The organism is Mesorhizobium sp. STM 4661 (assembly GCF_000359125.1).
GTDB lineage: Bacteria > Pseudomonadota > Alphaproteobacteria > Rhizobiales > Rhizobiaceae > Mesorhizobium.
In genome coordinates this window covers 23,229-48,404 of sequence record NZ_CAAF010000081.1, presented here as the reverse complement: position 1 = coordinate 48,404, position 25,176 = coordinate 23,229, and the positions used below count along the sequence as shown (strand labels likewise).

General features: G+C 64.5%; 28 protein-coding genes. 18 read left to right on the top strand and 10 right to left on the bottom strand.

All coding sequences use genetic code 11. The annotated features are described in order from the left end of the window. Positions 1 to 21: 21 nt before the first annotated feature. The 7 genes from MESS4_RS27280 to atzF are packed head-to-tail and all read left to right on the top strand — an operon-like array spanning position 22 to position 7,158. Positions 22 to 1,155 carry an ABC transporter permease gene (locus tag MESS4_RS27280; protein ID WP_006338350.1) on the top strand — a complete coding sequence of 378 codons (1,134 nt, stop codon included), beginning with the start codon at positions 22 to 24 and terminating at the stop codon, positions 1,153 to 1,155. After that, entirely contained in the window at positions 1,155 to 2,081 is a 927-nt protein-coding gene (locus tag MESS4_RS27275; RefSeq protein WP_006338348.1) for an ABC transporter permease, read from the top strand. The genes MESS4_RS27280 and MESS4_RS27275 overlap by 1 nt, the downstream gene beginning before the upstream one ends. Before the next feature lie 25 nt (positions 2,082 to 2,106). After that, positions 2,107 to 2,808, top strand: coding sequence for an isochorismatase family cysteine hydrolase (locus MESS4_RS27270; RefSeq protein ID WP_006338347.1), 702 nt, complete (start codon positions 2,107 to 2,109; stop codon positions 2,806 to 2,808). A 10-nt stretch (positions 2,809 to 2,818) separates the two neighbouring features. Then, the gene (locus MESS4_RS27265; RefSeq protein WP_006338346.1) at positions 2,819 to 4,351 is read left to right on the top strand and encodes an ABC transporter ATP-binding protein; all 1,533 of its coding nucleotides are present in this window, start codon (positions 2,819 to 2,821) and stop codon (positions 4,349 to 4,351) included. Then, the gene (locus tag MESS4_RS27260) at positions 4,351 to 5,019 is read left to right on the top strand and encodes an isochorismatase family cysteine hydrolase (RefSeq protein WP_006338345.1); all 669 of its coding nucleotides are present in this window, start codon (positions 4,351 to 4,353) and stop codon (positions 5,017 to 5,019) included. The genes MESS4_RS27265 and MESS4_RS27260 overlap by 1 nt, the downstream gene beginning before the upstream one ends. After that, the gene (locus MESS4_RS27255; RefSeq protein WP_006338344.1) at positions 5,012 to 5,362 is read left to right on the top strand and encodes a cupin domain-containing protein; all 351 of its coding nucleotides are present in this window, start codon (positions 5,012 to 5,014) and stop codon (positions 5,360 to 5,362) included. Before MESS4_RS27260 ends, MESS4_RS27255 begins: the two co-directional genes overlap by 8 nt. Then, positions 5,359 to 7,158, top strand: a complete 1,800-nt coding sequence (gene atzF, locus MESS4_RS27250; RefSeq protein WP_006338343.1) for an allophanate hydrolase — start codon at positions 5,359 to 5,361, stop codon at positions 7,156 to 7,158. Before MESS4_RS27255 ends, atzF begins: the two co-directional genes overlap by 4 nt. Before the next feature lie 153 nt (positions 7,159 to 7,311). Here the strand turns inward: atzF and MESS4_RS27245 are convergent, their stop codons facing one another. Both MESS4_RS27245 and MESS4_RS27240 read right to left on the bottom strand, forming a co-directional pair. Beyond that, entirely contained in the window at positions 7,312 to 8,622 is a 1,311-nt protein-coding gene (locus MESS4_RS27245) for a hemolysin family protein (RefSeq protein WP_006338339.1), read from the bottom strand. A 75-nt stretch (positions 8,623 to 8,697) separates the two neighbouring features. After that, positions 8,698 to 9,612 (bottom strand): LysR family transcriptional regulator, encoded by a 915-nt coding sequence (locus MESS4_RS27240; protein ID WP_006338337.1) that lies wholly within the window; start codon positions 9,610 to 9,612, stop codon positions 8,698 to 8,700. Positions 9,613 to 9,740: 128 nt separating this feature from the next. On the opposite strand from MESS4_RS27240, the gene MESS4_RS35075 reads away from it, so the two are divergent. Next, a complete protein-coding gene (locus MESS4_RS35075) occupies positions 9,741 to 10,424 on the top strand; it encodes an NAD(P)-dependent alcohol dehydrogenase (protein WP_280110250.1) in 684 nt (227 codons plus the stop codon). Beyond that, positions 10,400 to 10,762 (top strand): zinc-binding dehydrogenase, encoded by a 363-nt coding sequence (locus MESS4_RS35070; RefSeq protein ID WP_006338332.1) that lies wholly within the window; start codon positions 10,400 to 10,402, stop codon positions 10,760 to 10,762. The genes MESS4_RS35075 and MESS4_RS35070 overlap by 25 nt, the downstream gene beginning before the upstream one ends. Before the next feature lie 32 nt (positions 10,763 to 10,794). Here MESS4_RS35070 and MESS4_RS27230 read toward each other — a convergent pair whose 3' ends face one another. The 4 genes from MESS4_RS27230 to MESS4_RS27215 form a co-directional block, all read right to left on the bottom strand. Further along, positions 10,795 to 11,502, bottom strand: a complete 708-nt coding sequence (locus MESS4_RS27230; protein WP_006338325.1) for an LssY C-terminal domain-containing protein — start codon at positions 11,500 to 11,502, stop codon at positions 10,795 to 10,797. Positions 11,503 to 11,849: 347 nt separating this feature from the next. Then, on the bottom strand, positions 11,850 to 12,665 hold the full coding sequence (locus MESS4_RS27225; RefSeq protein WP_006338319.1) for an extensin family protein: 816 nt from the start codon (positions 12,663 to 12,665) through the stop codon (positions 11,850 to 11,852). Between the two features lie 117 nt (positions 12,666 to 12,782). Then, positions 12,783 to 13,730: an extensin family protein gene (locus MESS4_RS27220; RefSeq protein WP_006338316.1), complete on the bottom strand. Its 948-nt coding sequence runs from the start codon at positions 13,728 to 13,730 to the stop codon at positions 12,783 to 12,785. Between the two features lie 75 nt (positions 13,731 to 13,805). Beyond that, positions 13,806 to 14,231 (bottom strand): DUF3775 domain-containing protein, encoded by a 426-nt coding sequence (locus MESS4_RS27215; RefSeq protein WP_006338314.1) that lies wholly within the window; start codon positions 14,229 to 14,231, stop codon positions 13,806 to 13,808. Between the two features lie 225 nt (positions 14,232 to 14,456). Here MESS4_RS27215 and MESS4_RS27210 point away from each other — a divergent pair, with 225 nt between their 5' ends. Continuing rightward, positions 14,457 to 14,990 carry a tetratricopeptide repeat protein gene (locus MESS4_RS27210; RefSeq protein WP_006338312.1) on the top strand — a complete coding sequence of 178 codons (534 nt, stop codon included), beginning with the start codon at positions 14,457 to 14,459 and terminating at the stop codon, positions 14,988 to 14,990. A 285-nt stretch (positions 14,991 to 15,275) separates the two neighbouring features. Continuing rightward, a complete protein-coding gene (gene greA / locus MESS4_RS27205; protein ID WP_006338310.1) occupies positions 15,276 to 15,749 on the top strand; it encodes a transcription elongation factor GreA in 474 nt (157 codons plus the stop codon). Positions 15,750 to 15,754: 5 nt separating this feature from the next. Here greA and waaC read toward each other — a convergent pair whose 3' ends face one another. From waaC to rfaD, 3 genes are read right to left on the bottom strand one after another with little or no spacing between them, the layout of a single operon-like run. After that, a complete protein-coding gene (gene waaC / locus MESS4_RS27200) occupies positions 15,755 to 16,729 on the bottom strand; it encodes a lipopolysaccharide heptosyltransferase I (RefSeq protein WP_006338309.1) in 975 nt (324 codons plus the stop codon). Continuing rightward, positions 16,726 to 17,733, bottom strand: a complete 1,008-nt coding sequence (waaF, locus tag MESS4_RS27195) for a lipopolysaccharide heptosyltransferase II (RefSeq protein WP_036242303.1) — start codon at positions 17,731 to 17,733, stop codon at positions 16,726 to 16,728. Before waaF ends, waaC begins: the two co-directional genes overlap by 4 nt. After that, entirely contained in the window at positions 17,706 to 18,656 is a 951-nt protein-coding gene (gene rfaD, locus MESS4_RS27190; RefSeq protein ID WP_006338302.1) for an ADP-glyceromanno-heptose 6-epimerase, read from the bottom strand. The genes waaF and rfaD overlap by 28 nt, the downstream gene beginning before the upstream one ends. Positions 18,657 to 18,843: 187 nt before the next feature. Here rfaD and MESS4_RS27185 point away from each other — a divergent pair, with 187 nt between their 5' ends. From MESS4_RS27185 to MESS4_RS27170, 4 genes are all read left to right on the top strand, one after another. Continuing rightward, the gene (locus MESS4_RS27185; RefSeq protein WP_006338301.1) at positions 18,844 to 19,476 is read left to right on the top strand and encodes a LysE family translocator; all 633 of its coding nucleotides are present in this window, start codon (positions 18,844 to 18,846) and stop codon (positions 19,474 to 19,476) included. A 161-nt stretch (positions 19,477 to 19,637) separates the two neighbouring features. Beyond that, positions 19,638 to 21,131 carry a D-glycero-beta-D-manno-heptose-7-phosphate kinase gene (rfaE1, locus tag MESS4_RS27180; RefSeq protein ID WP_006338300.1) on the top strand — a complete coding sequence of 498 codons (1,494 nt, stop codon included), beginning with the start codon at positions 19,638 to 19,640 and terminating at the stop codon, positions 21,129 to 21,131. 7 nt (positions 21,132 to 21,138) lie between these two features. Beyond that, complete coding sequence (locus tag MESS4_RS27175) at positions 21,139 to 21,711, top strand: SIS domain-containing protein (protein WP_006338298.1); 573 nt, start codon at positions 21,139 to 21,141, stop codon at positions 21,709 to 21,711. Position 21,712: 1 nt separating this feature from the next. Next, the gene (locus MESS4_RS27170) at positions 21,713 to 22,351 is read left to right on the top strand and encodes an HAD family hydrolase (RefSeq protein WP_006338297.1); all 639 of its coding nucleotides are present in this window, start codon (positions 21,713 to 21,715) and stop codon (positions 22,349 to 22,351) included. Positions 22,352 to 22,461: 110 nt separating this feature from the next. Here the strand turns inward: MESS4_RS27170 and MESS4_RS27165 are convergent, their stop codons facing one another. After that, a complete protein-coding gene (locus MESS4_RS27165; RefSeq protein WP_006338296.1) occupies positions 22,462 to 22,932 on the bottom strand; it encodes an Lrp/AsnC family transcriptional regulator in 471 nt (156 codons plus the stop codon). Here MESS4_RS27165 and MESS4_RS27160 point away from each other — a divergent pair. The 3 genes from MESS4_RS27160 to MESS4_RS27150 all read left to right on the top strand — a co-directional run bounded on the left by MESS4_RS27160 (position 22,922) and on the right by MESS4_RS27150 (position 25,169). Then, positions 22,922 to 23,188, top strand: coding sequence for a hypothetical protein (locus MESS4_RS27160; protein ID WP_157385691.1), 267 nt, complete (start codon positions 22,922 to 22,924; stop codon positions 23,186 to 23,188). The two genes, MESS4_RS27165 and MESS4_RS27160, sit on opposite strands and share 11 nt — an antisense overlap. Then, positions 23,185 to 24,159 carry a thioredoxin-disulfide reductase gene (gene trxB / locus MESS4_RS27155; RefSeq protein WP_006338291.1) on the top strand — a complete coding sequence of 325 codons (975 nt, stop codon included), beginning with the start codon at positions 23,185 to 23,187 and terminating at the stop codon, positions 24,157 to 24,159. The genes MESS4_RS27160 and trxB overlap by 4 nt, the downstream gene beginning before the upstream one ends. A 113-nt stretch (positions 24,160 to 24,272) precedes the next feature. Further along, on the top strand, positions 24,273 to 25,169 hold the full coding sequence (locus MESS4_RS27150; protein ID WP_006338290.1) for a LysR family transcriptional regulator: 897 nt from the start codon (positions 24,273 to 24,275) through the stop codon (positions 25,167 to 25,169). The last annotated feature ends 7 nt before the right edge of the window (positions 25,170 to 25,176 follow it).

Below are 25,176 nucleotides of genomic sequence, written 5' to 3'. Positions count from 1 at the left end.
CGGAGCGGTAGGATGACAGACATGGTGGCAGGGGCCGGCGCGCCGGCGACGTTCGGCGCCAGGGGTTATCCGGCGACGCTGGAATGGATCGCCCGGCGGGCGGAGGCCTTCGTCATTCCGCTCGCGGCGCTGGTCGTCGGCATGGCCCTGTTCAGCCTGTTCATCTTGGCTGTCGGCAAGTCGCCGGTCCAGCTCTATGAAACGATGTGGCGCGGCGGCTTCGGCTCATGGTTCTCGATCCAGAACTCGCTGTCGCGGGCCGCACCGCTGCTGCTGGCGGCGCTTTGCGTGGCGCTGCCGGCGCGGCTCGGCCTTGTCGTCATCGGTGGCGAGGGCGCCATCGTACTCGGTGGCGTCGCGGCCGCCGCCATCGGGGTGGTGCTGAGCGGTGCGCCATCCTTCATCGTCATTCTCGCCATGGGCGTGGCGGGCATGGCCGCCGGCGGCATCTGGATCGGTGCCGTCGGCGCGCTGCGCCACTACCGCGCCGTCAACGAGACCATCTCCGGCCTGCTGATGGCCTATATCGCGATTGCCCTGATGAACCAACTGGTCGAAGGGCCGCTGCGCGACCCGGCCTCGCTCAACAAGCCATCGACCCACCCGCTGGCTGATATCTACCGCATCGGCAACATGCCCGGCATGGAGGTGAATTGGGGCCTTGCCGTCGGCGTGCTGGCCTGCGTGCTCTCCTGGGTGCTGATCGAAAAGACCCGCTGGGGCTTTGCCGCCCGCATTGCCGGCGGCAATGTCCGGGCCGCCCAGGTGCAGGGGCTTGCCGTCGGTTCGCTGATCGTCGGCTTCACCGGGCTCGCCGGCGCCTTCGCCGGTCTTGCCGGCATGCTGGAGGTCGCGGCGGTGCAGGGCAGCGCCAACGCCTCGCTCGCCGCCGGCTATGGCTATACCGGCATCCTCGTCGCGTTCCTCGCCCGCCACAATCCGCTGGCCATCATCCCGGTCGCCTTCCTGCTGGGCGGCATCGATGCCTCCGGCGGGCTGATCCAGCGACGCATGGACCTGCCCGACGCCACCGTGCTGGTGCTGCAAGGCATGCTGTTCATCGTCATCCTGTTCAGCGAAACCTTTTACGGCCGCTTCAAGGCCTTCAATCCCGACCTCTGGAAGAGGCCCGATTTCTTGAAGGGGACTGCCTGATGGACGCAACCGAGATCGGCCTCTGGGGTGTTCCGCTCGCCATGCTCGGCGGCGCCATCCGCGTTTCGACGCCCTTCATCTTCGTATCGCTTGGCGAAGCCATCACCGAGCGTTCCGGCCGCATCAACCTCGGCCTCGAAGGCACCCTGGTCTTTGGCGCGATGACCGCCTATGCCATGGCTGTCTTGACCGGCTCGCCATGGCTCGGCCTGCTGGCTGCTGCCGTGGCCGGTCTCTGTTTCGGCCTGTTCCACGGCTGGATCTGCAAATTCCGTGGGGTGAACGACATCGCCATCGGCATTGCGCTGATGCTGTTCGGCTCGGGTCTCGCCTTCTTCTTCGGCAAACCGTTCATCCAGCCTTCGGCGCCCGACCTGCCGGCCATTCCCCTCGGCGGCTGGTCTGATATTCCGCAGGTGCAGGCGGCGCTCAACGTCAATGTGCTGTTCCTGATCGGCGCCGCACTTGCCGTGTTCCTGTGGTGGGCTTTCCGCAACACCCGCGCCGGCCTCATCGTGCGCGTCGTCGGCGACAGTTCCGACGCGGCGCGGGCCATGGGCCTCAACCCGAACACGGTGCGTCTCATCGCCACCGGGGTCGGCGGTGCGCTGGCTGGCATCGGCGGCGCCTATCTGTCGCTCTACTATCCCGGCAGTTGGACCGAAGGCATCTCGTCGGGCCAGGGGCTGATGGCGGTGGCGCTGGTCATCTTCGCCCGCTGGAACCCGCTCGGCTGTTTTGCCGCCGCGCTTCTGTTCGGCGGCGCCGGCGCGCTCGGCCCGGCACTGCAGTCGGTCGGAGTCACGCAAGGCTACTATCTCTTCTACGCCGCCCCTTACATCCTCACCCTGATCATCATGATCGCCACCTCGTCGCCGAGCCGTTCGCTCGCCGGCGCGCCGGGCGAACTGTCGATCACCAAATGACCGCCCCCAACTGGAGTTTTTCTCAATGAACGCCAGAGCCGAGATCACGCAGCGCTACATCGACGCCGACCCCTATCCGTGGCCCTACAATGGCGAGCTTCGGCCGAACAACACGGCATTGATCATCATCGACATGCAGACCGATTTCTGCGGTCCGGGCGGCTATGTCGACCATATGGGCTACGACCTTTCGCTGGTGCGGGCGCCGATCGAGCCGATCAAATCGGTGCTGTCGGCCATGCGCGCCAAGGGCTACACCATCATCCACACCCGCGAGGGCCACCGGCCCGATCTCGCCGACCTGCCGGCCAACAAGCGCTGGCGCTCGCGCCGCATCAATGCCGGCATCGGCGACCCCGGTCCTTGCGGGCGCATCCTGGTGCGCGGCGAACCGGGCTGGGACATCATCCCCGACCTCTATCCGGCCGAAGGCGAACCAATCATCGACAAGCCGGGCAAGGGCTCATTCTGCGCCACCGACCTCGAGCTGATCCTCAACCAGCGTGGCATCGAAAACATCGTGCTCACCGGCATCACCACCGATGTCTGCGTCCACACCACCATGCGCGAGGCCAACGACCGCGGCTTCGAATGCGTGATGCTGGAGGATTGCTGCGGCGCTACCGACCACGGCAATCATCTCGCCGCCATCAAGATGATCAAGATGCAGGGCGGCGTGTTCGGCGCGGTGTCGAATTCGGTCGCGCTCGTCGCCCAGCTGCCGTGAGGACATCGCGATGAGCGCAACCACCAACAGGAAGGCGGTCGGCGTCGAGACCATCGGCATGACCATGCGATTCGGCGCCTTCACCGCGCTCGACGATGTCTCGGTCAAGGTTCCGGCCGGCTCCTTCCATGCTCTGCTCGGCGAAAACGGCGCCGGCAAGTCGACGCTGGTCAAATGCATGATGGGTTTTTACCACCCGACCTCCGGCGACATTCTCGTCGACGGCCGCGAGGTGGCGATCGCCAGCCCCAGGGACGCCTCCGCACTCGGCCTCGGCATGGTCTACCAGCATTTCACGCTGGTGCCGTCGCTGACCGGCGCCGAGAACCTGGTCATTTCGCGCGAGAAGGTGCCTGGCATCATCGACTGGCGCAACGAGCGCGGCGAGCTTGCCGTGTTCATGGAGCGGATGCCGTTCAAGCTGCCGCTCGACGTCAAGGTGGCCGAACTCGCCGCCGGCGAGAAGCAGAAGCTGGAGATCGTCAAGCAGCTCTATCTCGGCCGCTCCTTCCTGGTGCTGGACGAGCCGACTTCGGTGCTCACCCCCGGCGAGGCGCAGGAAGTGCTGGGACTGGTGCGCGCCATGACCAAGGCGGGCGACCTCACCGTGCTGATGATCTCGCACAAATTCCACGAGGTGACGGCGTTCGCCGACGACGTCAGCGTGCTGCGCAAGGGCAGGCTGACCGGCACCGGCCGCGTCGCCGACCTCGACCACAAGCAGATGGCGGCGATGATGATCGGCGACCAGCCGATCGCGGCGCTCGACAGCCGTACCGAGCCGAAGCTGGACGCCGAGATCGTGCTCAAGGTCAAGGCGCTGAAGGCGCCCGACCGCACCGGGTTGAAGTCGATCCGGATCGAGGATCTCGGCGTGCGCTCGGGCGAGATCGTCGGCATCGCCGGCATTTCCGGCAACGGCCAGAAGGAGTTCCTCGAAGTGCTGGCCGGGCAGCGCCCGCGCGATGCCGGTGAAGTCGTGGTTCGCGGCACCGCCTATGCGGCGACGCGCGCCGAGGCGCGTGCGCTCAATGTCCGCCTGATCCCCGAGGAGCCGCTGAAGAACGCCTGCGCGCCGAAGATGACGGTGGCCGAGAACATCTCCTTCCGCACCTTCGATATCGACGGCAACGGCAAGCCTGTGAACTGGATCAGCGCTGGCGCCATCCGAGCGTTCAGCGCCAGGCTGGTCGAGCAGTTCAAGGTCAAGACCGCCTCGCTGTCCTCGCCGATCGCCTCGCTGTCGGGCGGCAATGTGCAGCGCGCCGTGCTTGCCCGCGAACTGACCGGCGAGGTCGACCTTCTGATCGTCTCCAACCCGTGCTTTGGCCTCGACTTTTCGGCCGTGGCCGAAATCCGCGCCCGTATCATGAAGGCGCGCAATGCCGGTGCCGCCGTGCTGTTGATGTCGGAAGACCTCGACGAATTGCTCGAACTCTCCGACCGCATCTTCGTCATGTCCGACGGAGCGCTCGTCTACGAGACGCCGATCGCGCTGGCGAGTGTGCAGACCATCGGTGAGCACATGGCGGGACATCATTGATGGCTGAAATCGCAGCGCAGCCGTTTCCATTCGCCTTCAAGCCGCGGACCATGGCGCTGGTCGTCATCGACATGCAGCGCGATTTCGCCGAGCCCGGCGGCTTCGGCGCCAGCCTCGGCAACGACGTCAGCCGCGTGATCGCGATCGTGCCGACGGTGAAGAGACTGATCGAAGGCTTTCGCGCCGCCGGCCTGCCGGTGATCCACACCATGGAGTGCCACCGGCCCGACCTTTCGGACCTGCCGCCGGCCAAGCGCAATCGCGGCAATCCGTCGATCCGCATCGGCGATGCCGGGCCAATGGGCCGCGTGCTGATCGCCGGCGAGCCGGGCACGGCGATCCTCGACGAGCTTGCGCCGCTGCCCGGCGAGATCGTCATCGAGAAGCCCGGCAAGGGCGCGTTCTATGCCACCTCCTTCGGCGACGACCTCAGGAAGCTCGGCGCCGAGCAGCTGGTCTTTGCCGGCGTCACCACCGAGGTTTGCGTGCAGACGACGATGCGCGAGGCCAACGACCGCGGCTATGATTGCCTGCTCGCCGAGGATGCGACGGAAAGCTATTTCCCCGAGTTCAAGGCGGCGGCACTAGCCATGATCCGGGCGCAGGGCGCCATCGTCGGCTGGACTGCGACCACCGACCAGGTGCTCGAGGGAATTGCCAATGCCTAATCTGAGTTTTGCCGGCCTGCTCGACGACGGCTGGCGCGATCTCGCGTTCAAGCCGTTCCGCGATGGTATCAGCGTGCACTGGCTGCTGAAGGGCGGGCCGGTCGAGCCGTCGGTCGCCATCCTCAACTATCGGCCCGGCGCCGGCGTGCCGCGCCACCGCCATGCCGGGCTGGAGACCATCGTCGTGCTGGACGGCACCCAGAGCGACGAGAACGGCGACTATCCGGCTGGCAGCGTCGTCCTGAACCCGGTCGGGACCGAGCATTCGGTGTGGACGAAAGACGGCTGCGTCGTGCTGATCCAGTGGGACCTGCCGGTGATCATTCTGGGGGAGGCCAAATGAGCGACATCCACTTCGACATCGGCTGCCTGCATGGCGCCTATCAGGCAGGCACCGGCGTCGCGGAGGTGATCGACGCCGTCTATGCACGCCTTGCGGCCGCCGACGATCCCGGCATCTTCATCCATCTGGCCGACAAGGCCGCGCTGCTGGCCGCGGCCGCGGCGCTCGGCCCGTTCGATCCCGTGGCAAAGCCGCTCTGGGGAATTCCCTTCGCCGCCAAGGACAACATCGACGTCGCCGGCATGCCGACGACGGCGGCCTGCGCCGAATACACCTACTGGCCCGACAAAGACGCCACCGTGGTGGCGCGGCTGAAGGCGGCCGGCGCACTGGTCGTCGGCAAGACCAATCTCGACCAGTTCGCCACCGGCCTCGTCGGCGTGCGCACGCCCTGGCCGATCCCACGCAACGCCATCGACGAGGAGCTGGTGCCGGGCGGCTCATCCTCGGGGTCGGCTGTGGCGACGGCGCGCGGCATCGTCTCCTTCGCGCTCGGCACGGATACGGCCGGCTCCGGCCGTATTCCCGCCGGCCTCAACAACATCGTCGGGCTGAAGCCGACGGTCGGCGCGCTGTCGGCGGCCGGCGTCGTGCCGGCCTGCCGCACGCTCGACTGCGTCTCGGTGTTCGCGCTGACCGTCGACGACGCCTACAGGATATTCTCCGTCGCCGCGGCGCGCGACGCCGCCGATCCCTATTCGCGAGACATCGCCGTCCAGCCGCTCGCCGCGCGCCCACCGGTACTGAGCGTCGGTATCCCGGCAAAGGCCGACCTGAAGTTCTTCGGCGATGCGGCGATGCAGGCCGGCTTCGAGGCCTCGCTTGCCATGCTGTCGCAGCTCGGCTGCCGGCTGGTCGAAATCCCCTTCGGCGATTTCTACGCCACCGCCAACCTGCTCTACGAGGGCGCCTGGGTGGCCGAGCGCTACGCGGCGATCCGCGATTTCATGGAGGCCAACGAAGCGGCCCTGCATCCGGTAACGCGCAAAATCATCGGCGGCGCCAGGAACCTCTCGGCAGCGGACGCCTTCCGCGGCCTCTATGCCTTGCAGGCCTACAAGGCGAAGCTCGGCCCGGTGATTGCCTCGGTCGACCTGTTCTGCGTGCCGACCGCGCCGACGCACTACACCACCGCCGCCGTGCTCGCCGACCCGGTCGAGACCAACAGCCGGCTCGGCACCTACACCAACTTCGTCAACCTGCTCGACATGTGTGGCATCGCCGTGCCGACCGGCAGGCGCGGCGACGGCCTGCCGATGAGCGTCACCTTGCTGGCGGCAGCCGGCCGCGATGCGTTGACGGCGGCGCTCGCCCGCGACCTGCATGTGGCGAGCGGCCTTTCGCTCGGCGCCACCGGCTGGTCGCAGCCCGGCCTGCCGCCCGCCGCCCTGCCGCCCTGCGACGGCATGTTCGACCTGGTGGTAGTCGGCGCGCATCTGTCGGGCATGCCGCTCAACGGCCAGCTCAACCAGCTTGGCGCGCAATTCCTGCGCGCCACCAGGACCACGGCATCCTACAAGCTCTACGCACTGGCCGGTCAGTCGGTGCCCAAACCCGGCCTGATCCGCGTTGCCGATGGCGGCACCGCGGTCGACGTCGAGGTCTGGCGGCTTTGCGCCGACGCCTTCGGCCGTTTCGTCGCGTCCATTCCGCCGCCGCTTGGCATTGGCACGATCGAGCTCGAGGACGGCAGCGCGGCCAAGGGTTTTCTGGTCGAAACCGCTGGCCTGACCGATGCCTCCGATATCTCGTCATTCGGTGGCTGGCGCAGCTTTGTTATCGCGGCGGCCTCGTAAGCCATGTTCAAGCGGATTGCCGCCAGGCACCTGGGAGTAGAGTTGCTCCGCCGGGGCCACCCCTCGGGCCAGGTTTGGTATAAAAAGCGGCCGTTGGAATTGAGTGCCGGAGGTCCGCGTTGGGCCGACTTCTTCACACTGTCGGTCGATGCATCACCGCACGACCTCGCGATGGCCGCTTGGCAGGCGCGTGGCGATGAGTTTGTCGATGCGGCGGCCGTCAAGGTCGACCACTTCGAAGCGCCAGCCTTGCGCGTCGACGCATTCGCCGGTCGCCGGCAGATGGTGCATGTGCGACAGCACATAGCCGGCGACGGTCTCGTAGTCGCGGTTCTCGGGCAGGTCGATGCCCAGAACATCCGCCATCTCGTCGGCCTGCATGTAGCCGGCGAGCAGCCATGAGCCGTCCTCGCGCTTGACCGCGTTCTCCTCGTCGCCGGCGTCGAGATCCGCGCGGAAGACGCCGGTGATGGCTTCCAGTATGTCGGCCGGCGTGACGATGCCTTCGAAATGGCCATATTCGTCATGGACCAGTGCCATCGGCACGTCGGATTCCTTCAGCCTCGAAAGGACATCCAGCGCGTCGGCCTGGTCATGGACGATGGGAGCGGCGCGCACATGCCGGCGCGGGTCGAGCCCGCGGCCGCCAAGCATCGCGGCCAGCACGTCGCGGGTCTGGACGACGCCAATCATGGCGTCGACGCCGCCATCGCCGGCCGGCAGCCGCGAATGCTGGGTCTCCATCAAAAGCTTCCTGATCGTCGCATCGTCGGATTGCAGGTTGATCCAGTCGACCTCGGTGCGCGGCGTCATCACCGCGCGCACGGCGCGGTCGCCGAGCCGCATGACGCCGGCGATCATGCGCCGCTCGTCGGATTCGATGGTGCCGTGATGCTCGGCCTCGGCGACCAGCATCTTGATCTCCTCGTCGGTGACCTTCTCCTCGCTTTCGCCGCGCTGGCCAAGCAGCCACAGGATGGCGCGGCCGGAAATGTCGAGCAGGAAGACCAAGGGAGCCGCGAAAGTAGCGAGGATGGTCATCGCCGGAGCGACCCTGGCGGCGACGCGTTCTGGATCGCGCAGCGCGATCTGCTTTGGCACCAGTTCGCCGACGATCAGCGAGAAATAGGTGATGATGGCGACGACGATGCCGACACCGAGCGGGTCGGCGACGTTTTCGTGGATGCCGGTCGATACCAGGAACACAGACAGCCGCTCGCCGAGCGTGGCGCCGGAAACGGCGCCGGACAGGACGCCGACCAGGGTGATGCCGATCTGCACCGACGACAGGAATTTGCCGGGATTGGCGCCAAGCGTCAGCGCGCGGCCGGCACCCTTGACGCCACGGTCGATCATCGCCTTGAGGCGGGCGGGCCGCGACGAGACGATGGCAAGTTCGGACATTGCCAGAAGGCCGTTCACACAGATGAGGACGACCACGATAGCGATTTCAGCGTAAAGCATGAGGGGTCAATAGCATTGCGGCGGCGCCTTCGAAAATAGACAACCGCCATTTTTAGAGAGGGCGGACTCTGGCCATCAGGCGGCATCCCATGGCGGCGACGAAAAATGCTCGACCAGGGCGTCGACGACGACGCGGACCTTTGGCGTCAGATTGCGCGTGACCGGCCAGATGGCCTGCACGACGATGTCTTCGACGAGACAGTCCGACAGCACCATCTCGAGTTCGCCGCGCTTGAGGCTGTCGGCCGCCAGCCAGGTCGGCAGGAAGACGATGCCGCAGCCGGCAAGGGCGGCATCCAGCATCGGTTCGCCGTGACCGAGGACAAGCCGCGCCCGCGGCAGGAATTTTCCAAGGTGGCCGTCGGCATGCCTCACCGTCCAGGGACGAACGACGCCGTCGCGGCCGTAACCGATGACGCTGTGGTTGGCGAGGTCCTCGATCGATCGCGGCCTGCCATGCGCTTCGAGATAGGCGGGGGCCGCGCAGATGGCCGAGCGCTGGGCATAGATGCGGCGCGCGGCGAGCGACAGGCTGTCGTCGAGATCGCCCATGCGGACCGCGAGATCGATGCCTTCCTCGATCAGGTCGACGCGCCGGTCGTTGAAGGAGATTTCCACCGTCAGATCCGCAAATTTCGTGGAAATGTCGAACAGAACGGGGGCGACGCAGCGGCGGCCGAAGGCCAGGGGCACGTCGACGCGAAGCCGGCCGGAAGGCACCAGCCGGCGCGCGGCGAGCAATGACTGGGCGGCTTCGATTTCGGACAGCGCCCTGACGCAGGCTTCGTAGTAGCCCAAGCCCTCGCTGGTCGGGCTCAGGCTGCGGGTCGTGCGGTTGAGCAGGCGAACACCCAATCGCTGTTCCAGTTGCGCGACCGATTTGCCGACCGCCGATTTCGTCACATGCAGCCGCTGGCCGGCGCCGGTGAAGCTGCCGGCTTCGACCGCTTGGACGAATGCGAGAATGCCTTGCAGCTTGGCTGATTCCATAGGTCTTTTCCAATTGTAGAATTCTGATCCTCAACCTGTTTCCGAATATGCCGCATGGGAGCACTTTTTTCCATAGTGAGATTGCATAGGTTTCTCGCGTAACCACCAATCGCGGAGCGCGGAACGAGATGAGCACTGACATCAACAGATCTTGGCAGATGAGCGGTTTCGGCCTGTCCAGACTGAAGCCGGCGGAGGGAAAGATGCCCGAGCCCGGTCCACGCGACCTTCGGGTGCGTATCAAAGCCGTGTCGCTAAATTACAAGGACAGGATGATCGTGGACGGCGTGCTGATCCCGGACCTCGCCTTTCCCTTCGTGCCGACATCCGACGCCGTCGGCGAGGTGGTGGCCGTCGGCAGCGAGGTCAGCCGCTTCAGCATCGGGCAGCGCGTGCTTGGTCAGGTGATCGCCGATTGGCCGGATGGGGACGCACCACCGGTGCTGCACAAGCACACGCTGGGGTCGTCGCTGCCCGGTATGTTGTCCGATTATGTGCTCTTCCATGAAGACGCCGCCGTGATGGCTCCGGCGTCCCTCAGCGATGCCGAGGCTTCGACGCTGCCGATCGCGGCTTTGACGGCGTGGTTCGCTCTGGTCGAGGCGACAAAGCCGATCCCGGGCGAAACCGTTCTCATCCAGGGCACCGGCGGCGTGTCGCTGTTTGCTCTGCGGTTCGCCGCCGCATTCGGACTGCGCGCCATCGTCACGTCGAGCAGCGACGAGAAGCTTGAGCGGGCAAGGGAACTCGGCGCCTGGCAGGTGATCAACTATCGCACCCAGCCGGCATGGGACGAGGCGCGCGTGAGCTGACTGATGGCGCCGGCGTCAAGCATGTGCTGGAAATGGCCGGCGGTGACAATGCGCGGCGATCGCTCAATGCATTGGGCGCCGACGGCCGGCTGTCGGTCATCGGCCTTCTGGGCGGCATGGAACTCAGCTTTCCGATCATCCCGTTCCTGCAAAATCGGATTGTCGTGCAGGGCATATCGATCGGTCACCGCCGCGCCTTCGAGCGGATGAACCAGGCCATCGAAGCGCTTGCGATCAAGCCGGTGATCGACAAGGTCCATGGCTTCGACGAAGTGCCGCAGGCATTCGAACGGCTGGAAAAAGGTCCGTTCGGCAAGATCGTGATCGCCGGGTCCTGATGCGGATTTCTGGCCAGCCGTTCGTCATCGGCCTACGGCAACTGCCGCAGCACGCCGACCATCGCCTTGCCGTCGGTGAAATAGGGATCGCCTTCGCCGTTGCGCCCGGTCCTGGTCGCCCCGATACCGGGGATCTCGCTGGTCGAGATCAGCATGCCGGCGGCGGAAAGGTCGTGGATCAGGGAATCGCGCTCGGCGTCGATGTCGGGGCCGATATGGTGGGTGATCGCGCCGGTGTCGTGGCTGAGGCCGACGCCGCGATCGAAGCTTGCCGAACCCAGCCAGAGCGGCCGGCCATCGTCGCCGGTCGTGTCGGTGTGCCAGAAGCGGACGTGGTGACGGCGGTCGGCGCTGTCGCCGACCGGTTTTTCGAAGGCCAGATCCTGGGCGCGGCCTTCGAACAGCAGCCGGCTGACCGGCGCGTCGGGATAGGGGCGGCCGAACAGCACGCTTTCGCCGATCTCGATCGCGGTCTTCAGCGTGATGGCGTCGGCCGTATCCCATCCGGCGATGGCGAAGGCGTGGACCAGCTCCTTTTTGGTGCCGACGAGGCCGACATTGATGGGGTCGCCCGGAATGCCCTGCGGCGTATGCGTCACCATCTCGAAGCGGTGCGTGCGGAAGTTGCGGTCCCGGAATGTCCAGAATTCCGGCGCGGCGAAATAGGCGAGTGCGAGATAGCCCCCCAGGAATGCCACCAGCCAGGTTGTTGCGCGCCGTCTAAGGCTTCGTTGGCTCATGAGATAGCTTAATGCCTAGTTCTACCTGGTTAGAGCTTACCACGCCTTCGTCATCCTCGGGCGGAGCAGGAGCGAAGCGACGTTGCGAAGACCCGAGGATCCATGCCGTGAGGCGGGCCGAAAGGCGCAAGGTCCAGAAACGGGCATTGTCGTCATTTTTCTTTGCCACCCGGACAAAGGACGGCGTCCGCCATTGTCGTCGTCTTCATAAAAAATCCCAGCTTCCGCAGCGCAGCGACGCTCGCAGGTCACGGCATGGATCCTCGGGTCTGCGCGCTTCGCTTCGCTCACGCTCCGCCCAAGGATGACGAAGGGATATAGCTTCCGCCAATCTGAAAGACTGCCGCCTAGCGGCAGGCGCGGTAGCCGTTCTTGCGGTTCTTGATGTCGAAATGGAAATGGTTGCGGTGGTCGTAATTGTAGCCGGGGCCGAGCACGGTGGTGAAATACTGGCAGCCGTCGGCGCGCACATTGTTGAGGAAACCGCGCGTGCGGAAGGCGAACAGGCCTGGTTTGCGCACATCGATGTCGTCGCCATTGTTGAGCTCGATGCTCATGACGTCGAGGGCGTTGCCCTTGCCATGCTCCGACAGCACGCCTTCGCCGGCGATCCTGCGGCAGGAATAGCTGGAGCCCTGGTGGATGGTCTTGACGCCCGAGAAATAGCGCCAGCGGGCGGCGGGAACGAGTTCGTTCTTCGTCCAGATGGCGAAGGTGGCGGCCATGTCGCAGGTCAGCGTCGCGGCGGGCTTCATCTGGATGTTGCCGATGGCGGAGATCTTGACGGGATAGTCGATGCCACACTGGCTCTCGTGGATGGGCGCCAGATCGGTGTAGACGACACCGAGGCGTTTCAGCTGCTGGCGGCAGTCGGTCTCACTGGCCGGCATCTGCTCGACAGGCGACATCGGCTCATCCATGCGCGGATAGGCGGCTGTCATCATGTCGGGATTGGATGGGACGAGCCTCTGCATGCCGGAATATTGCGGTACGGCGGCCGTCTGCGAGCCGACATCGACGGCCGGTTCTAGTGAAAGCACGCTGCCGGTGGTGCAAGCCGAGATCGCCGCAATGGCAAGCGCAGCGGCCAGCCCGCCGGCGGTCACTCGCACGCGCCTCGATTGCCGCGCGAGCACCGACCTTGCGCGAAATATCCCGTCCATCGGCGGAATCCCTTTCCAGATAGTCGGGATTTTAACGATCAACGGTAAAGGAAAGATCAGCGTCGGCGTTCACGCCTGCGGCTGAATTGCGGCGCGACCTTCGCTAGCGGCGTTCGTCTACTGGCAGAAGGTGCCGCCATTGCGGCGTGGTTCGAGGTCGAAATGGAAATGCAAGGCATGGTCGGGATCGGCGCCTGGCCCCAGCACGGTCTTGAATGGCCCGCAGGCTGCCTTGCGCACGGCATTGAGGAACTTGCCGTCCTTCTCCGGCGGCGCCGGGCCAATTTCGATCTTCTTGCCGTCCGAAAGGGTGAAGCTTGATATGTCGAGCGCGTTGCCGAAGGCGTGTTCCGACAGTTTCCGGGTGCCGTGGCGCGGCCGGCAGACAAAAGCGGATGCCTGGCTGATCGACCTGAGGTCGGCGCCAAACTCGGCCTTGGCCGCCGGCTGGATGACATCGGCGGCAAAGCGCGCGGCAGCCTCGGCCATTTCACAGTTCAGCTCGGCTTGCGGGCCGATGGCGATCGATTTGCCGAGCGTCTTCAGCGTGATCGGATAGGGGATCGAGCAGCCGATTTCCGGATTGTGCTCGGGCTTGTGTTCCTCGAAGTCGACGCCCATCGATTTCAGCCGCCGCCGACAGGCAAGCTCCTCGTCCGGCATTTTCTCATCCGGCACGTCGGCCGAGCGCGGATCGGGCTGCATTTTTTTCTCTTGCGCCTCGTCCGGCTTCTCCGGCGGTTGCGGGGCGATCGTGGGCGGTTGCGCCTCGGGTTCCGCTTCAACCGGCTTTTCGGTCGGCCCGGGCTTTTCGGTCGGCTTTGGAGCGCTCGCCGGTGGCTCCTGCTGATCGGGCTTTGGCGCGTCAGCGGGGCGCGGCTCGGGCACCGGCACGTCGGCCGGAGCGTCTTCTTGCGCTGGCTGCGATTGATTGAGCACCGGGACGGGTACGGTTTCAGGCAGTTTCGGTGCTTTGGCCAAGGCCGCTCCGGCAAGCAGGGTCGCCGCCAAAGTCAGCGCCGCTCTGCTCAATCCGGCCAATCTCAAAAGGGTCAGCGCCGCCATTCGTCCCTAACGGCGGGCGACTGTGGAAGTTGCCTGAAATGAGGGGTGGGCCGATCACGATCGGTGACGCCAGCGTTACGCGCCGATGGCTTCCAGCCCTTCCTCCAGCCAGTCGGCGAGCAGCGGCATGCCGAGCAGGTATTTGGCGGTTCGTTTGTTGGCGCGCTCGCGCGCGTCCGCCAGCGCGTCCGCCCATTCCGAGGCGTCATAGTCGCCGCGGCCGACCCAGGCGAGTGCCACGAGCTCGGCGGCCTCGTCGACATTGAGGTCGTTGATCAGTTCGCGCAGTTCTTCCTCGGTGAGGTTTTCCGAACTTTCCTCGGCCAGGCCGTCATGATGGTGGTTGTCGTGCGCCTGCCCGTCGAGTTCTATCTCGTGCTCGGCGCCATCGGCATAGTCTTCGTTGACGGCGGCGCTGAGCGCCTTTGCCTTGAGGATGAACAGGCGCACGGTGTCGGGACCGATCGAAAGCTCCCATTCCCTTTCAAGGCGCTGCTGCACTGGCCTTCTCCGCATACTCCGTTTTATGATAGCGAATTTGCAGCGCGCGTCACGTCACGTTCGCTCACAGTCTTTACCATTGGCAAACTCCGGCGGGCCTGTCGGCATGTCGGCTTCGATCGGAGTTCGAGGAGCGGGCGGTTGGTTGTCGGTTCCTGGCTTTTGCGGGATGAAACGGCCTTCGCCCGGCGTTAGTGTTGCATTGTTCTTTTCAAGGAGGCTTCGATGCGCAGACGATTGCTGATCCAGGTTCTGGCGGTTGCCGCCCTGCCGCTGTTTGCGGTTCCGGTGTTTTCAGCCGGTGAAGGCGGTGGCGGTGGTGAAACCACCACCAAGTGCAAGAAGGGTGAGGTTTGGGACAAGAAGAAGCAGAAATGTGTGCCACCGCAGCAAGGCATGCTGGACGACGACAACATCTATGAGGCCGGCCACGACCTGGCGATGGCCGGACGATATGACGAGGCGATCGCCGTGCTCAGCCTGGCCGCCAACAAGCAGGATCCGCGCATCCTCAACTATCTCGGCTATTCGCACCGCCATTCCGGCCGCGTCACCGTCGGTCTTGGCTACTACGAGGAAGCGCTGCGCATAGATCCCGATTACACGCTGGTGCGCGAGTATCTGGGCGAAGCGCATCTGCAGATCGGCGACCTTGCCGGCGCCCAGGAACAGCTCCGCGAGATTGAAAAGCGCACCGGCAAGGGATCGCGCGAATACGGCATGCTGTCCGAGCAGATCGACCGTTTCATAAGGAGCTGATTCTATCCCCAACGCTTCTCAACCGGCCGCGAGCAATCGCGGCCGGTTTTTTGTCGCCTCCCGCTCCGCCAGCCTCGCTGCCGTAACGGCATTTCCACAAATGGCGGATGAATTTTTGAAAACCGACTTTTTGGGCGTGAAAACCGCGCAAAGATTGCTATATCTTGGGAAATTGTGGTGAAACGGTTCCGTTAGCCCGAGGCTGCCGGACCGTTTTCTTTTTGTACCCCATCGACAAGGTTATCCCCGAAAATGCGGGGGTGGCGGCAGGAAAGGTCAGGCATCATGAACAAGGTCCCGATGACAGGCGAGGGGTTCGCGTCATTGAAGGAAGAACTGCGTTGGCGTCAGCAGGAAGAGCGCCCGCGCATCATCGAGGCGATCTCCGAAGCGCGCTCGCATGGCGACCTTTCCGAAAATGCCGAATACCACGCGGCGAAAGAGGCGCAGAGCCTCAATGAAGGCCGCGTCAACGAGCTCGAGGATTTCATCGCGCGCGCCGAGGTGATCGACGTCGCCAAGCTCAGCGGCGACAAGGTCAAGTTCGGCGCCACGGTTGTGCTGGTCGACGAGGACACGGAAGAGAAGAAGACCTACCAGATCGTCGGCGACCAGGAGGCGGATGTGAAGTCGGGCCGCATTTCGATCTCCTCGCCGATCGCCCGCGCCCTGATCGGCAAGGAGGTCGGCGATGCGATCGAAGTCAACGCGCCCGGCGGCGCGCGGGGTTATGAGATCGTCCAGGTGCAGTTCATCTAGGGCCTCTACGCCGCGGCTTGCGATTTGAGCTCTAGCAGTCTTTCGGCTTCCGCCATCACGGCATCCGGCACAATGCCGCCGCCGGGCGGGGCCAAAAGCGTCGACGAGAACGGTCCACGCGGACCTGTCAGACCTGGCTCGGTCGCCAGGAACACGGCGACGGTCGGCAGGCCGAAGGCGCTGGCGAGATGGGTGAGGCCGGTGTCGGCGCCAATCACCAGCGTTGACCGGCCGATGAGCGCGGCGATCTCGGCAAGCGATGATTTCGGCACCAGTTCGGTCCGCGGAATGGCCTTTGCGATCGCTTCGGCAACCGCCTTTTCAGCTTGGTTCGACCAGGTGGTGACCGGTGTGATGCCTTTTTCGACCAGAAGGCGGGCGGTCTCGACCCAGTCGCCGACCGGCCATTTCTTGTCCTCGCGGCTGGTGCCGTGCAGCAGGAAGGCGTTTTTTTCGCTGGCAAAGGTAGAACCGCCAGCCGGCGGTTGAATGCCTGAAACAAGCGCGGAAAGATCCGGCTCATAGCCGAGCGCCAGCCCGAACAGCCGCCTTGTGCGTTCTATCGCATGCAGTTCACGCGGCACGGCGAAGCGGCGATCATAAAACAAGGTGGCCGTTGGTTCGCGCGCGCTCGTCCGGTCGAAGCCGGCGATCGGCGCCGCGGCCTGCTTTGCCACCAGAGCCGATTTAAGCAAGCCTTGCGCATCGATGACGAGATCATAGCCACAAGTCCGCAAGGCGCGGCGCAGGCCCGCTGCCTCGCGCCAGGTGCCGCGGTCGAGCAAGTTCTTGCGCCAGCGCCGGATCGCTACGGTGTGGATGGTGCCGATCGCCGGATGCAAGGCGACGATGCCGGCAAAAGCCTCTTCCACACACCAGTCGAACGATATTTCGGGCCGATTGCGGCGCGCATCCTCGACGGACGGAAAGGTGTGGATGACGTCGCCCATCGAGGACGTTTTGACGATGAGCACCTTCATGCGGTGGCCGGCATTTCCAGCAACCGATCCGCTGCCGCCGCGACCCGTGCGACCTCGAGCGTCTTCAGGCAATTGAGATGGCCGAGCGGGCAGACCTTCTTGTGGCAAGGCGAACAGGACAGGCCGAGCCAGACCAGTTCACGGCGCTCGGCAAGCGGCGGCGTGTTGTCGGGCGAGGTCGAGCCGTAGACCGCAACGATCGGCGTGCCGACCGCGGCGGCGACATGCATCAGGCCGCTGTCGTTCGACACCGCCAGCCTGGCGGCTGATATCAGGTCGATGGCGTCCTCCAGCCGGGTCTTGCCGGCGAGGTTGACAACACCCGGTGCCAGCGCTGCGATTTCCGCCGTCACCTCGGCGTCGTTCTTCGACCCGAACAGCGCAACTTTCAGGCCCCTGACCATCATGTCGCGGGCAAGGCCGGCATAGTGTTCGCTCGGCCAGCGTTTGGCCGGTCCGAATTCGGCGCCGGGCATCAGCGCGACGAATTTCTTCACCCCCAGCCCGAACCGGCCGAGCAATGCCGTCTGGTTGGCTGCGTCGACGGTTAGCCTTGGAGCGCGGAATGTACCGCCCTGGGCGAGGCCGAAATAGGCCTGCGCCGTACGCCGCTTCACCGCGTCGGGCAACGGCACGATGTCGGTCAGCAGGCCGTAGCGCATTTCGCGCAAATTGCCGACGCGGCGCGGAATGCGGGCAAAGAAGGGGATCAGCGCCGACTTCCAGCTTCCCGGCATGACATAGGCCATGTCGTAGCGGCCGCGCAGCAGCCGGCCGAAGCGCCGGCGGATGCGGAACTCCAGCGCGCCGGATTTCAGCGGCAAGTCGATCTGCTGGCGTATCTCGGGCATGCGTGCGACCAGCGGTGCCGCCCATGCCGGCGCCAGCACATCGATCGCGGCATTCGGGTGAAGCTCCTTCAGCGCCGAGAACAGGCACTGCGCCATGACCATGTCGCCCACCCAGCGTGGGCCGATCACGAGGATCGTTGGGCTTTCAGCCATTCGACATAGTCTCTAACGCCGGTTTCCACTGTGCGAAATTGGCCATTGTAGCCGGCTGCGCGCAACCGGGACATATCAGCTTGCGTAAAACTCTGGTAGCTGCCCTTGAGGTGGTCGGGGAAGTCGATGAATTCGATCTGCCCTTGGCCCAGCGTGTCGATCACGGTTTCGGCAATGGCGCGGAACGGTTGCGCCCGGCCGGTGCCGCAATTGAAGATGCCGCTCGAGCCACGCTTCCACAGCCACAGATTGACGTCGGCGACATCGCCGACATGGATGAAATCGCGGCTCTGCTCGCCGGGTCCGAAACCGTCATGGGCGCCGAACAGCTTCGGATTCTGGCCCTGCTCGACCTGGTTGAACAGATGGAAGGCGACCGAGGCCATGGCCCCCTTATGCGCCTCGCGCGGTCCGTAGACGTTGAAATAGCGCAGGCCCGCCACCTGCGAATGATCGGTATCAAATACTGTGCGGCGGACATAATCGTCGAACAATTTCTTGGAATAGGCATAGACGTTGAGTGGCCGTTCGCATTGCGGATCCTCGCGAAACTCGGCGCCGTCGCCATAGACGGAAGCCGAGGAGGCATAGAGGAAGGGCACGCGCAGTGCGAGGCAGGCATGCAGCAGCCGTTTCGACCAGGTGTAGTTCACCTCCATCATGAACCTGCCGTTCCACTCCGTGGTGGTCGAGCAGGCCCCCTGGTGAAAGACGGCTTCGATGCGACCCAGGTCGCCCGCCTCCAGCCGGGCCAGGAAATCGTCCTTGTCGAGATAGTCGGCGATCTGGAGATCGGCGAGGTTGGCGATCTTGTGGCCGTCGGTGAGATCGTCGACGACGAGAATGTCGCTGAGGCCTTCGGCATTGAGCGCGGCGACGATATTGGAGCCGATCATACCGGCGCCGCCCGTGACGATGATCATGAAGGCCTCCGGTTTCGTCTGCCGATTCCGGCCCTTATAGGGGAGGCTGGCGGGGCTGTCGATAAAACACGTTGGCAGGCGTCGGCTGGGCAGTTGCCACAGTGCCGCCGTAAAGCTCTCGCTTCAGTCGCCGATCCGCCGGGCCAGTCGGCAAGCCGACGACCGGGATCGCGAAGGAGCAAGACAAATGCCGTCGAGCGAACTGCTTATTGCCTTCTTCGCCACGACCGCGATCTTCGCCTATATTCCTGGGCCGGCCATGCTTTATGCCGCCGCGCAGACCATGGCGCGCGGGCGGTGGTCCGGCCTGACGGCGGCGTTCGGTATTCATCTTGGCGGCTATGTGCATGTCATCGCCGCCGCCGCGGGTCTATCAGTGCTCTTCCATGCCGTGCCGACGCTCTACGTGGCGGTCAAGCTGGCCGGTGCGCTCTATCTGATCTGGCTGGGCATCTCGCTGTTGCGCGCCAGGGCGGAAGGCGATGCCGTCATCCCGGGCATTGAGCCGAAATCCGCCCGCCGTGCCTTCTTCGAGAGCATCACCGTCGAGGTGCTCAATCCCAAGACGGCGATCTTCTTCATGGCGTTCCTGCCGCAATTCGTCGATGCGTCGGCGGCGTTTCCCGTTTGGCTGCAGTTCGTCGTGCTTGGAACGGTGGTCAATCTGATGTTTTCCTCGGCGGATGTCGTGTGCGTGTTCCTGGCCGGCGCCGTGGTCGGCAGGTTGCGGCGCTCCAGCCAGGCGCAGCGCCTGATGCGGCGGGCCGGCGGCGCGGTGCTCGTCGGATTGGGCGTTCATGTCGCCTTGCAGAAAAGCTGATCCGCCAACCGGCGTTGGCCGGACCGCCCGCCGCCTGCCGTTGCACTGTGTGGAATTGCGGTATATCGGCTTCGCCATGAAAAACCGACCTACCGGTTCATTGTTTCGGCAAACGTTTCCAAGAACATCGAGATCGGCTTCTCCCGCGCGTTGCAAATGACATGATCAAGCACAATCCGCCTTCTCCCGAACCCTTGCACCGCGCCATTTCGCGGTTCGGCAGTGTCACCGTGCTGGTGGTCGGCGACTTCATCCTCGACCGCTTCGTCAACGGCGTGATCGAGCGGATTTCGCCTGAAGCACCGATCCCCGTGCTGCATGGGCGCGGCGAGATGCTGGCGATGGGCGGCGCCGGCAATGTTGTCTCCAACATCGTTTCGCTCGGCGCTGCAGCCATACCGGTTTCAGTGATCGGCGACGACCATGCCGGCAACAATCTGATAGGCATGCTGGGAGAGCTGGGCGTCGGGACCGATGGCCTTGCGCGGGGCCGCGAGCGCATGACCTCGTCGAAAAGCCGCTTCAGCGCGCTCAACCAGCAGGTGCTGCGCTTCGACGAGGAGGAAATCAAGCCGCTGGGCGACGCCGAGCGAGCGACGCTGATCCGGCATGTCCGCGCAGCACTGGCGCAAGCCGACATCGTCATCCTGTCCGATTACGGCAAGGGCATATTGCACGACGGCGTCGCCGGCGAACTGATCTCGATCTGCCGTGAAGCGGGCAAGCCGGTTCTGGTCGATCCGAAGGGCCGCGACTATGCGCGCTATGCCGGGGCGACCGCGATCACGCCCAATCGCAAGGAACTCGGCGAAGCGGTCGGACGCGCGGTGTTTGCCGACGACGAGATCGTCACTGCGGCGCGTGAGCTGATTTCGGCGCATGGCTTCGACTACGTCGTCGCGACGCGCAGCGAAAAGGGCATGAGCGTCGTCGGTGCGGAGGATGCCCGGCATATCGCCACGCAGGCGCGGGAAGTGTTCGACGTTTCAGGCGCCGGCGACACCGTCATCGCGACCTTTGCGTTGGCGCTTGCGGCAGGCGCCGACCGCTTCATGGCCGCCTCCCTCGCCAATGCCGCGGGGGGCGTGGTGGTGGGAAAGCGGGGCACTGCGCGGTTGACGGTCGAGGAATTGACCGGCGCGCTGTTTCGCTCGCATGGACCGGTCGCTCATCACAGTGCGATCCTCGATGCCGCCGCCGTCGCAAGGCTGGGGGCGACGTGGAAGAACGAGGGCTTGAGCGTCGGTTTCACCAATGGCTGCTTCGACATATTGCATGCCGGCCATGTCAGCCTTTTGCATGCGGCGCGCAGCCAGTGCGACCGGCTGGTTCTTGGTCTCAACAGCGACGCCTCGGTGCGGCGGCTGAAGGGGCCGGGGCGTCCGGTCAACAATGAGCATGACCGCGCCTGCGTGCTGGCCGCGCTTGCCTCGGTCGACGCCGTCGTCGTCTTCGAAGAGGACACGCCACTGGCGCTGATCGAAGCCCTGCTGCCCGACATACTGGTCAAGGGCGCCGACTATACCGTCGACACCGTGGTCGGCGCCGATGTGGTGCAGAAGGCCGGCGGGCGCGTCGTGCTGGTCGACCTCGTCGCCGGCAAGAGCACCACCGGCACGATCGGCAAACTGCGCGCCGGCGGCGCTACCAATTGAGGAATTCATGTCCGAACTGAACGATTATCTGGCTCGCTCGGCGACCGCGATCTCGGCGATGGTCGAGCGCGACCTCACCGGCGAAATGGAGCGCGCGGTGAGTGCCGTCGTCGCCGCACTTTCGTCGGGGAAGGCACTTTTGATAGCCGGCAATGGCGGCTCCGCCAGCGACGCCATCCATATCGCCGGCGAGCTCGTCGGTCGTTTCCTGAAGGAGCGCAAGGCCTACAACGTCATCGCGCTGCCGGCCAATGCGGCGGTGCTGACCGCCTGGGGCAATGACTATGGTTTCGACACGGTGTTTTCGCGCCAGGTCGAGGCGCATGGCGCGGCGGGTGCTGTGCTGCTCGCCATCTCGACCAGCGGCAATTCGCCGAGCATTCTCGCCGCCGCCGAACAGGCGCGCATGATGGAGATGACGGTGATCAGCCTGACCGGCGATACCGGCGGCAAGCTCAAGCCGCTTTCCGACATCCTGCTCAACGTGCCTTCGACTTCGACGCCGATCATCCAGCAGGGGCATCTGTGCCTCTATCATCATCTGTGCGAAATGGTCGAAGCGCGCCTCAGCGATGGCTGATATGGGCGCCATCGGGACGCCGAACCCATACCCGCTGGAAGAGCCGGGCCTGTGGGTCAAGCGGATTGGCAGCAAGATCTTTCCGGCCGGCAGGCCGGCGCTGTTCCTCGACCGCGACGGCACCATCAATGTCGATACCGACTATCCCAGCGATCCGGCGGACATTGTGCTGCGCGGCGACATCGTCCCGGTGATCGAGGCCGCCAACGGGGCCAATGTTCCGGTCGTCGTGGTGACCAACCAGTCCGGCATCGCGCGCGGCTATTTCGGCTGGAGCGTTTTCGCTGCAGTCAACGCTCGCGTGCTCGACTTGCTGCGGGGCAGCAACGGGTTTGTCGATATGGTTGTTGCCTGCGCCTATCACGAGGCGGGTACAGGGTCGCTGGCCATCGCCGACCACCCGATGCGCAAGCCCAATCCGGGCATGTTGCTTGAGGCAGCGAAGCATCTTGGGCTCGATCTCAAGCGCTCGCTCATCGTTGGCGACAAGCCGGCGGATATGGAAGCGGGGCGGCGCGCCGGCCTGTCGCGGGGCTGGCTGGTGGATGGCGAGGCGTCCAATCAAGGCGGGTTCAGCACCATGCGCCTGCACGACCGCAACGACATGACCAGTTTGCTGGCGGCCATCGAGGCGCTATAACCTCGCTCCAACCAGATAGCATCCCGCCATACGTCATTGTTTTTGTTGTCTTTCAACGTCGGTTCTTAGTTTGCGATGCCGATGCTCCCAAATCGGCAATCCACTCAAGCCTAGAACGCCACCAGACCTTCATCCTTGACGCGGCGGATGGTCAGCGCAGTGCGTACTGTGTCGACATTCGGCGCCGAGGCCAGTTGCTCGATGACGAAGGTCTGGAAGGCGCCGAGATCGCTCGCCACGCAATGCAGCAGGAAGTCGGATTCACCCGACACCATCCAGGCGTCGCGCACGATCGGCCAGCCGCGCGTGCGTTCGGCGAAGGTCTTGAGCTCGGCATCGGCCTGGTGATGCAGGCCGATAAGGCAGAAGGCGACGACGTCCATGCCGAGTGCCGGCGCGTTGAGCAGCGCGCGGTAGCCGCGGATGATGCCGGCCTCTTCCAGCCGCCTGACGCGGCGCAGGCATGGCGGCGCCGAAATGCCGACGCGGCTGGACAGTTCGACATTGGTCATGCGCCCGTCCTGCTGAAGCTCGCGCAGGATCTTCCAGTCGATGGCGTCGAGATCGGCTTTGAGCGGCATGGATACCCTTCGGCGCTTCGCGCAAGAATCTTTCGTGATCTTGCAATTAAACGACTTCGGTATCTCGCATCAATCGGCGATTTTCTCACAGTCACCGCGCAAGATGTTCATGGATCGTCTGTTCGCGCCGAAGCTTTCCGGGGACGAAGGTCAGGTCGTCTTGCTGGCGTCGTCCGCAACACCTAGATTAGGCGCGATATCGCTCCCTGTGCCGGACGCCCATTCGCGTCCGGTTGTTGTGAAAGCCCTGCTATGACCACCAAGCACGCACCCGTTCTCATCATCGGCTCCGGTCCCGCCGGCTATACGGCGGCGATCTACGCTGCCCGAGCCATGCTGAAGCCCATGCTGGTCGCCGGCCTGCAGCAGGGTGGCCAGTTGATGATCACCACCGATGTCGAAAACTATCCCGGCTTCGCCGATCCGATCCAGGGTCCGTGGCTGATGGAACAAATGCTGAAACAGGCTGAGCATGTCGGCACCGACATCATCAACGACATCATCACCGAGGTCGATCTCAATGTGCGGCCGTTCCGCGCCAAGGGCGATTCCGGCACCCTTTATACCGCCGACGCCTTGATCATCGCCACCGGCGCGCAGGCGAAATGGCTGGGCATCCCGAGCGAACAGACTTTCATGGGCTTCGGCGTGTCGGCCTGCGCCACCTGCGACGGTTTCTTCTATCGCGGCAAGGATGTCGCGGTGATCGGCGGCGGCAATTCGGCGGTGGAGGAGGCGCTCTACCTTTCCAACCTGGCAAAGAGCGTGACGGTCATTCACCGGCGTAGCGATTTCCGCGCCGAGCGCATCCTGCGCGAGCGGCTGTTCAAGAAGGACAATGTCCGCGTCATCTGGGACACGGTCGTCGACGAGATCACCGGCCAGCCCGGCAAGATGCCGCTGCCGCCGTCGGTCGAAGGGCTGAAGCTGCGCAATGTGGCAACCGGTGAGGTGACGCATCTCAAGGTCGACGGCGTGTTCGTGGCGATCGGCCATGCGCCGGCGGTCGAGCTGTTCGCCGGCAAGCTGAAGCAGAAGCCGAATGGCTATTTGTGGACGGCACCGAATTCGACCCGCACCGACGTGCCGGGCGTGTTCGCCGCCGGCGACGTGACCGACGACATCTACCGCCAGGCGGTAACGGCGGCTGGACTTGGCTGCATGGCCGCGCTCGAGGCGGAAAAATATCTCGCCGGTATAGAGGTTCACCGCGAAGCGGCGGAGTAAAAGTTCAAGAAGCGGCTGAGAAAAGCCGTGCAAAAGCCTGATTTTACTTCCAGACGCTAAGAGTGGGCAGACGTTAAGAACGCGCAGACGCCAAAGAAAGCACGAGGGGAATCATGGCGCTGGACTGGGACAAGCTACGCGTGTTTCACGCCGCGGCGGAAGCTGGGTCGTTTACCCATGCGGCCGAGACCCTGCATTTGTCGCAATCGGCGATCTCGCGGCAGGTCAGCGCGCTCGAACATGACGTCGGTGTGCCGCTGTTCAACCGTCACGCCCGCGGTCTGGTGCTGACCGAGCAGGGCGAGATGCTGTTCCGCACGGCGCATGACGTGCTGATGAAGCTTGAGACGATCAAGTCACGGCTGACCGAGACCAAGGACAGGCCTTCCGGCGTGCTCAGGGTGACGACCACGGTGGGGCTGGGCGCCGGCTGGCTGACCGAACGCGTGCAGGAATTCATCGAGCTCTATCCCGAGGTCAGCCTGCAGCTCATCCTGGCGAACGAGGAGCTCGACCTCACCATGCGCCAGGCCGACTGCGCCATTCGGCTGCGCCAGCCGCAGCAGCCGGACCTTATCCAACGCCGCCTGTTCACGGTGCATTTCCATCTCTACGCGGCACCGTCCTATATCGACAAATTTGGCAAGCCGGCTTCGATCTCCGAGCTGAAGAGCCATCGCATCGTCACCTTCGGCGTGCCGGTGCCCGCGCATCTGTCGGAATTGAACTGGCTGGAGACGGTCGGCGATTTCGAGGGCGGGCAAAGGGTGCCGACACTGCAGATTAACGACATATTGTCGATCAAGCGCGCGGTGCAGGGCGGCGCCGGCATCGCCATGCTGCCCGACTATGTTATCTCCAAGGATTCGGGACTGGTGCAATTGTTGCCAGAGACCGAGGTGCCGTCCTTCGACACATATTTCGCCTATCCCGATGCGATGAAGAATCAGGCGAAGCTGCATGTTTTTCGCGATTTCATTATAGCCAAGGCCCGAAGCTGGTCATTCTAGTGTGTGC

Coding starts and splice junctions, on each gene's coding strand:
- waaF (WP_036242303.1), bottom strand. CDS start 17,733: ATGGCTGAAAGCCCAACGATCCTCGTGATCGGCCCACGCTGGGTGGGC.
- greA (WP_006338310.1), top strand. CDS start 15,276: ATGAACAAGGTCCCGATGACAGGCGAGGGGTTCGCGTCATTGAAGGAA.
- rfaE1 (WP_006338300.1), top strand. CDS start 19,638: ATGATCAAGCACAATCCGCCTTCTCCCGAACCCTTGCACCGCGCCATT.
- MESS4_RS27210 (WP_006338312.1), top strand. CDS start 14,457: ATGCGCAGACGATTGCTGATCCAGGTTCTGGCGGTTGCCGCCCTGCCG.
- MESS4_RS35075 (WP_280110250.1), top strand. CDS start 9,741: ATGAGCACTGACATCAACAGATCTTGGCAGATGAGCGGTTTCGGCCTG.
- MESS4_RS27185 (WP_006338301.1), top strand. CDS start 18,844: ATGCCGTCGAGCGAACTGCTTATTGCCTTCTTCGCCACGACCGCGATC.
- MESS4_RS27220 (WP_006338316.1), bottom strand. CDS start 13,730: ATGGCGGCGCTGACCCTTTTGAGATTGGCCGGATTGAGCAGAGCGGCG.
- atzF (WP_006338343.1), top strand. CDS start 5,359: ATGAGCGACATCCACTTCGACATCGGCTGCCTGCATGGCGCCTATCAG.
- rfaD (WP_006338302.1), bottom strand. CDS start 18,656: ATGATCATCGTCACGGGCGGCGCCGGTATGATCGGCTCCAATATCGTC.
- trxB (WP_006338291.1), top strand. CDS start 23,185: ATGACCACCAAGCACGCACCCGTTCTCATCATCGGCTCCGGTCCCGCC.
- MESS4_RS27255 (WP_006338344.1), top strand. CDS start 5,012: ATGCCTAATCTGAGTTTTGCCGGCCTGCTCGACGACGGCTGGCGCGAT.
- MESS4_RS35070 (WP_006338332.1), top strand. CDS start 10,400: ATGGGACGAGGCGCGCGTGAGCTGACTGATGGCGCCGGCGTCAAGCAT.
- MESS4_RS27245 (WP_006338339.1), bottom strand. CDS start 8,622: ATGCTTTACGCTGAAATCGCTATCGTGGTCGTCCTCATCTGTGTGAAC.
- MESS4_RS27225 (WP_006338319.1), bottom strand. CDS start 12,665: ATGGACGGGATATTTCGCGCAAGGTCGGTGCTCGCGCGGCAATCGAGG.
- MESS4_RS27230 (WP_006338325.1), bottom strand. CDS start 11,502: ATGAGCCAACGAAGCCTTAGACGGCGCGCAACAACCTGGCTGGTGGCA.
- waaC (WP_006338309.1), bottom strand. CDS start 16,729: ATGAAGGTGCTCATCGTCAAAACGTCCTCGATGGGCGACGTCATCCAC.
- MESS4_RS27270 (WP_006338347.1), top strand. CDS start 2,107: ATGAACGCCAGAGCCGAGATCACGCAGCGCTACATCGACGCCGACCCC.
- MESS4_RS27150 (WP_006338290.1), top strand. CDS start 24,273: ATGGCGCTGGACTGGGACAAGCTACGCGTGTTTCACGCCGCGGCGGAA.
- MESS4_RS27260 (WP_006338345.1), top strand. CDS start 4,351: ATGGCTGAAATCGCAGCGCAGCCGTTTCCATTCGCCTTCAAGCCGCGG.
- MESS4_RS27165 (WP_006338296.1), bottom strand. CDS start 22,932: ATGCCGCTCAAAGCCGATCTCGACGCCATCGACTGGAAGATCCTGCGC.
- MESS4_RS27265 (WP_006338346.1), top strand. CDS start 2,819: ATGAGCGCAACCACCAACAGGAAGGCGGTCGGCGTCGAGACCATCGGC.
- MESS4_RS27275 (WP_006338348.1), top strand. CDS start 1,155: ATGGACGCAACCGAGATCGGCCTCTGGGGTGTTCCGCTCGCCATGCTC.
- MESS4_RS27280 (WP_006338350.1), top strand. CDS start 22: ATGGTGGCAGGGGCCGGCGCGCCGGCGACGTTCGGCGCCAGGGGTTAT.
- MESS4_RS27175 (WP_006338298.1), top strand. CDS start 21,139: ATGTCCGAACTGAACGATTATCTGGCTCGCTCGGCGACCGCGATCTCG.
- MESS4_RS27170 (WP_006338297.1), top strand. CDS start 21,713: ATGGGCGCCATCGGGACGCCGAACCCATACCCGCTGGAAGAGCCGGGC.
- MESS4_RS27240 (WP_006338337.1), bottom strand. CDS start 9,612: ATGGAATCAGCCAAGCTGCAAGGCATTCTCGCATTCGTCCAAGCGGTC.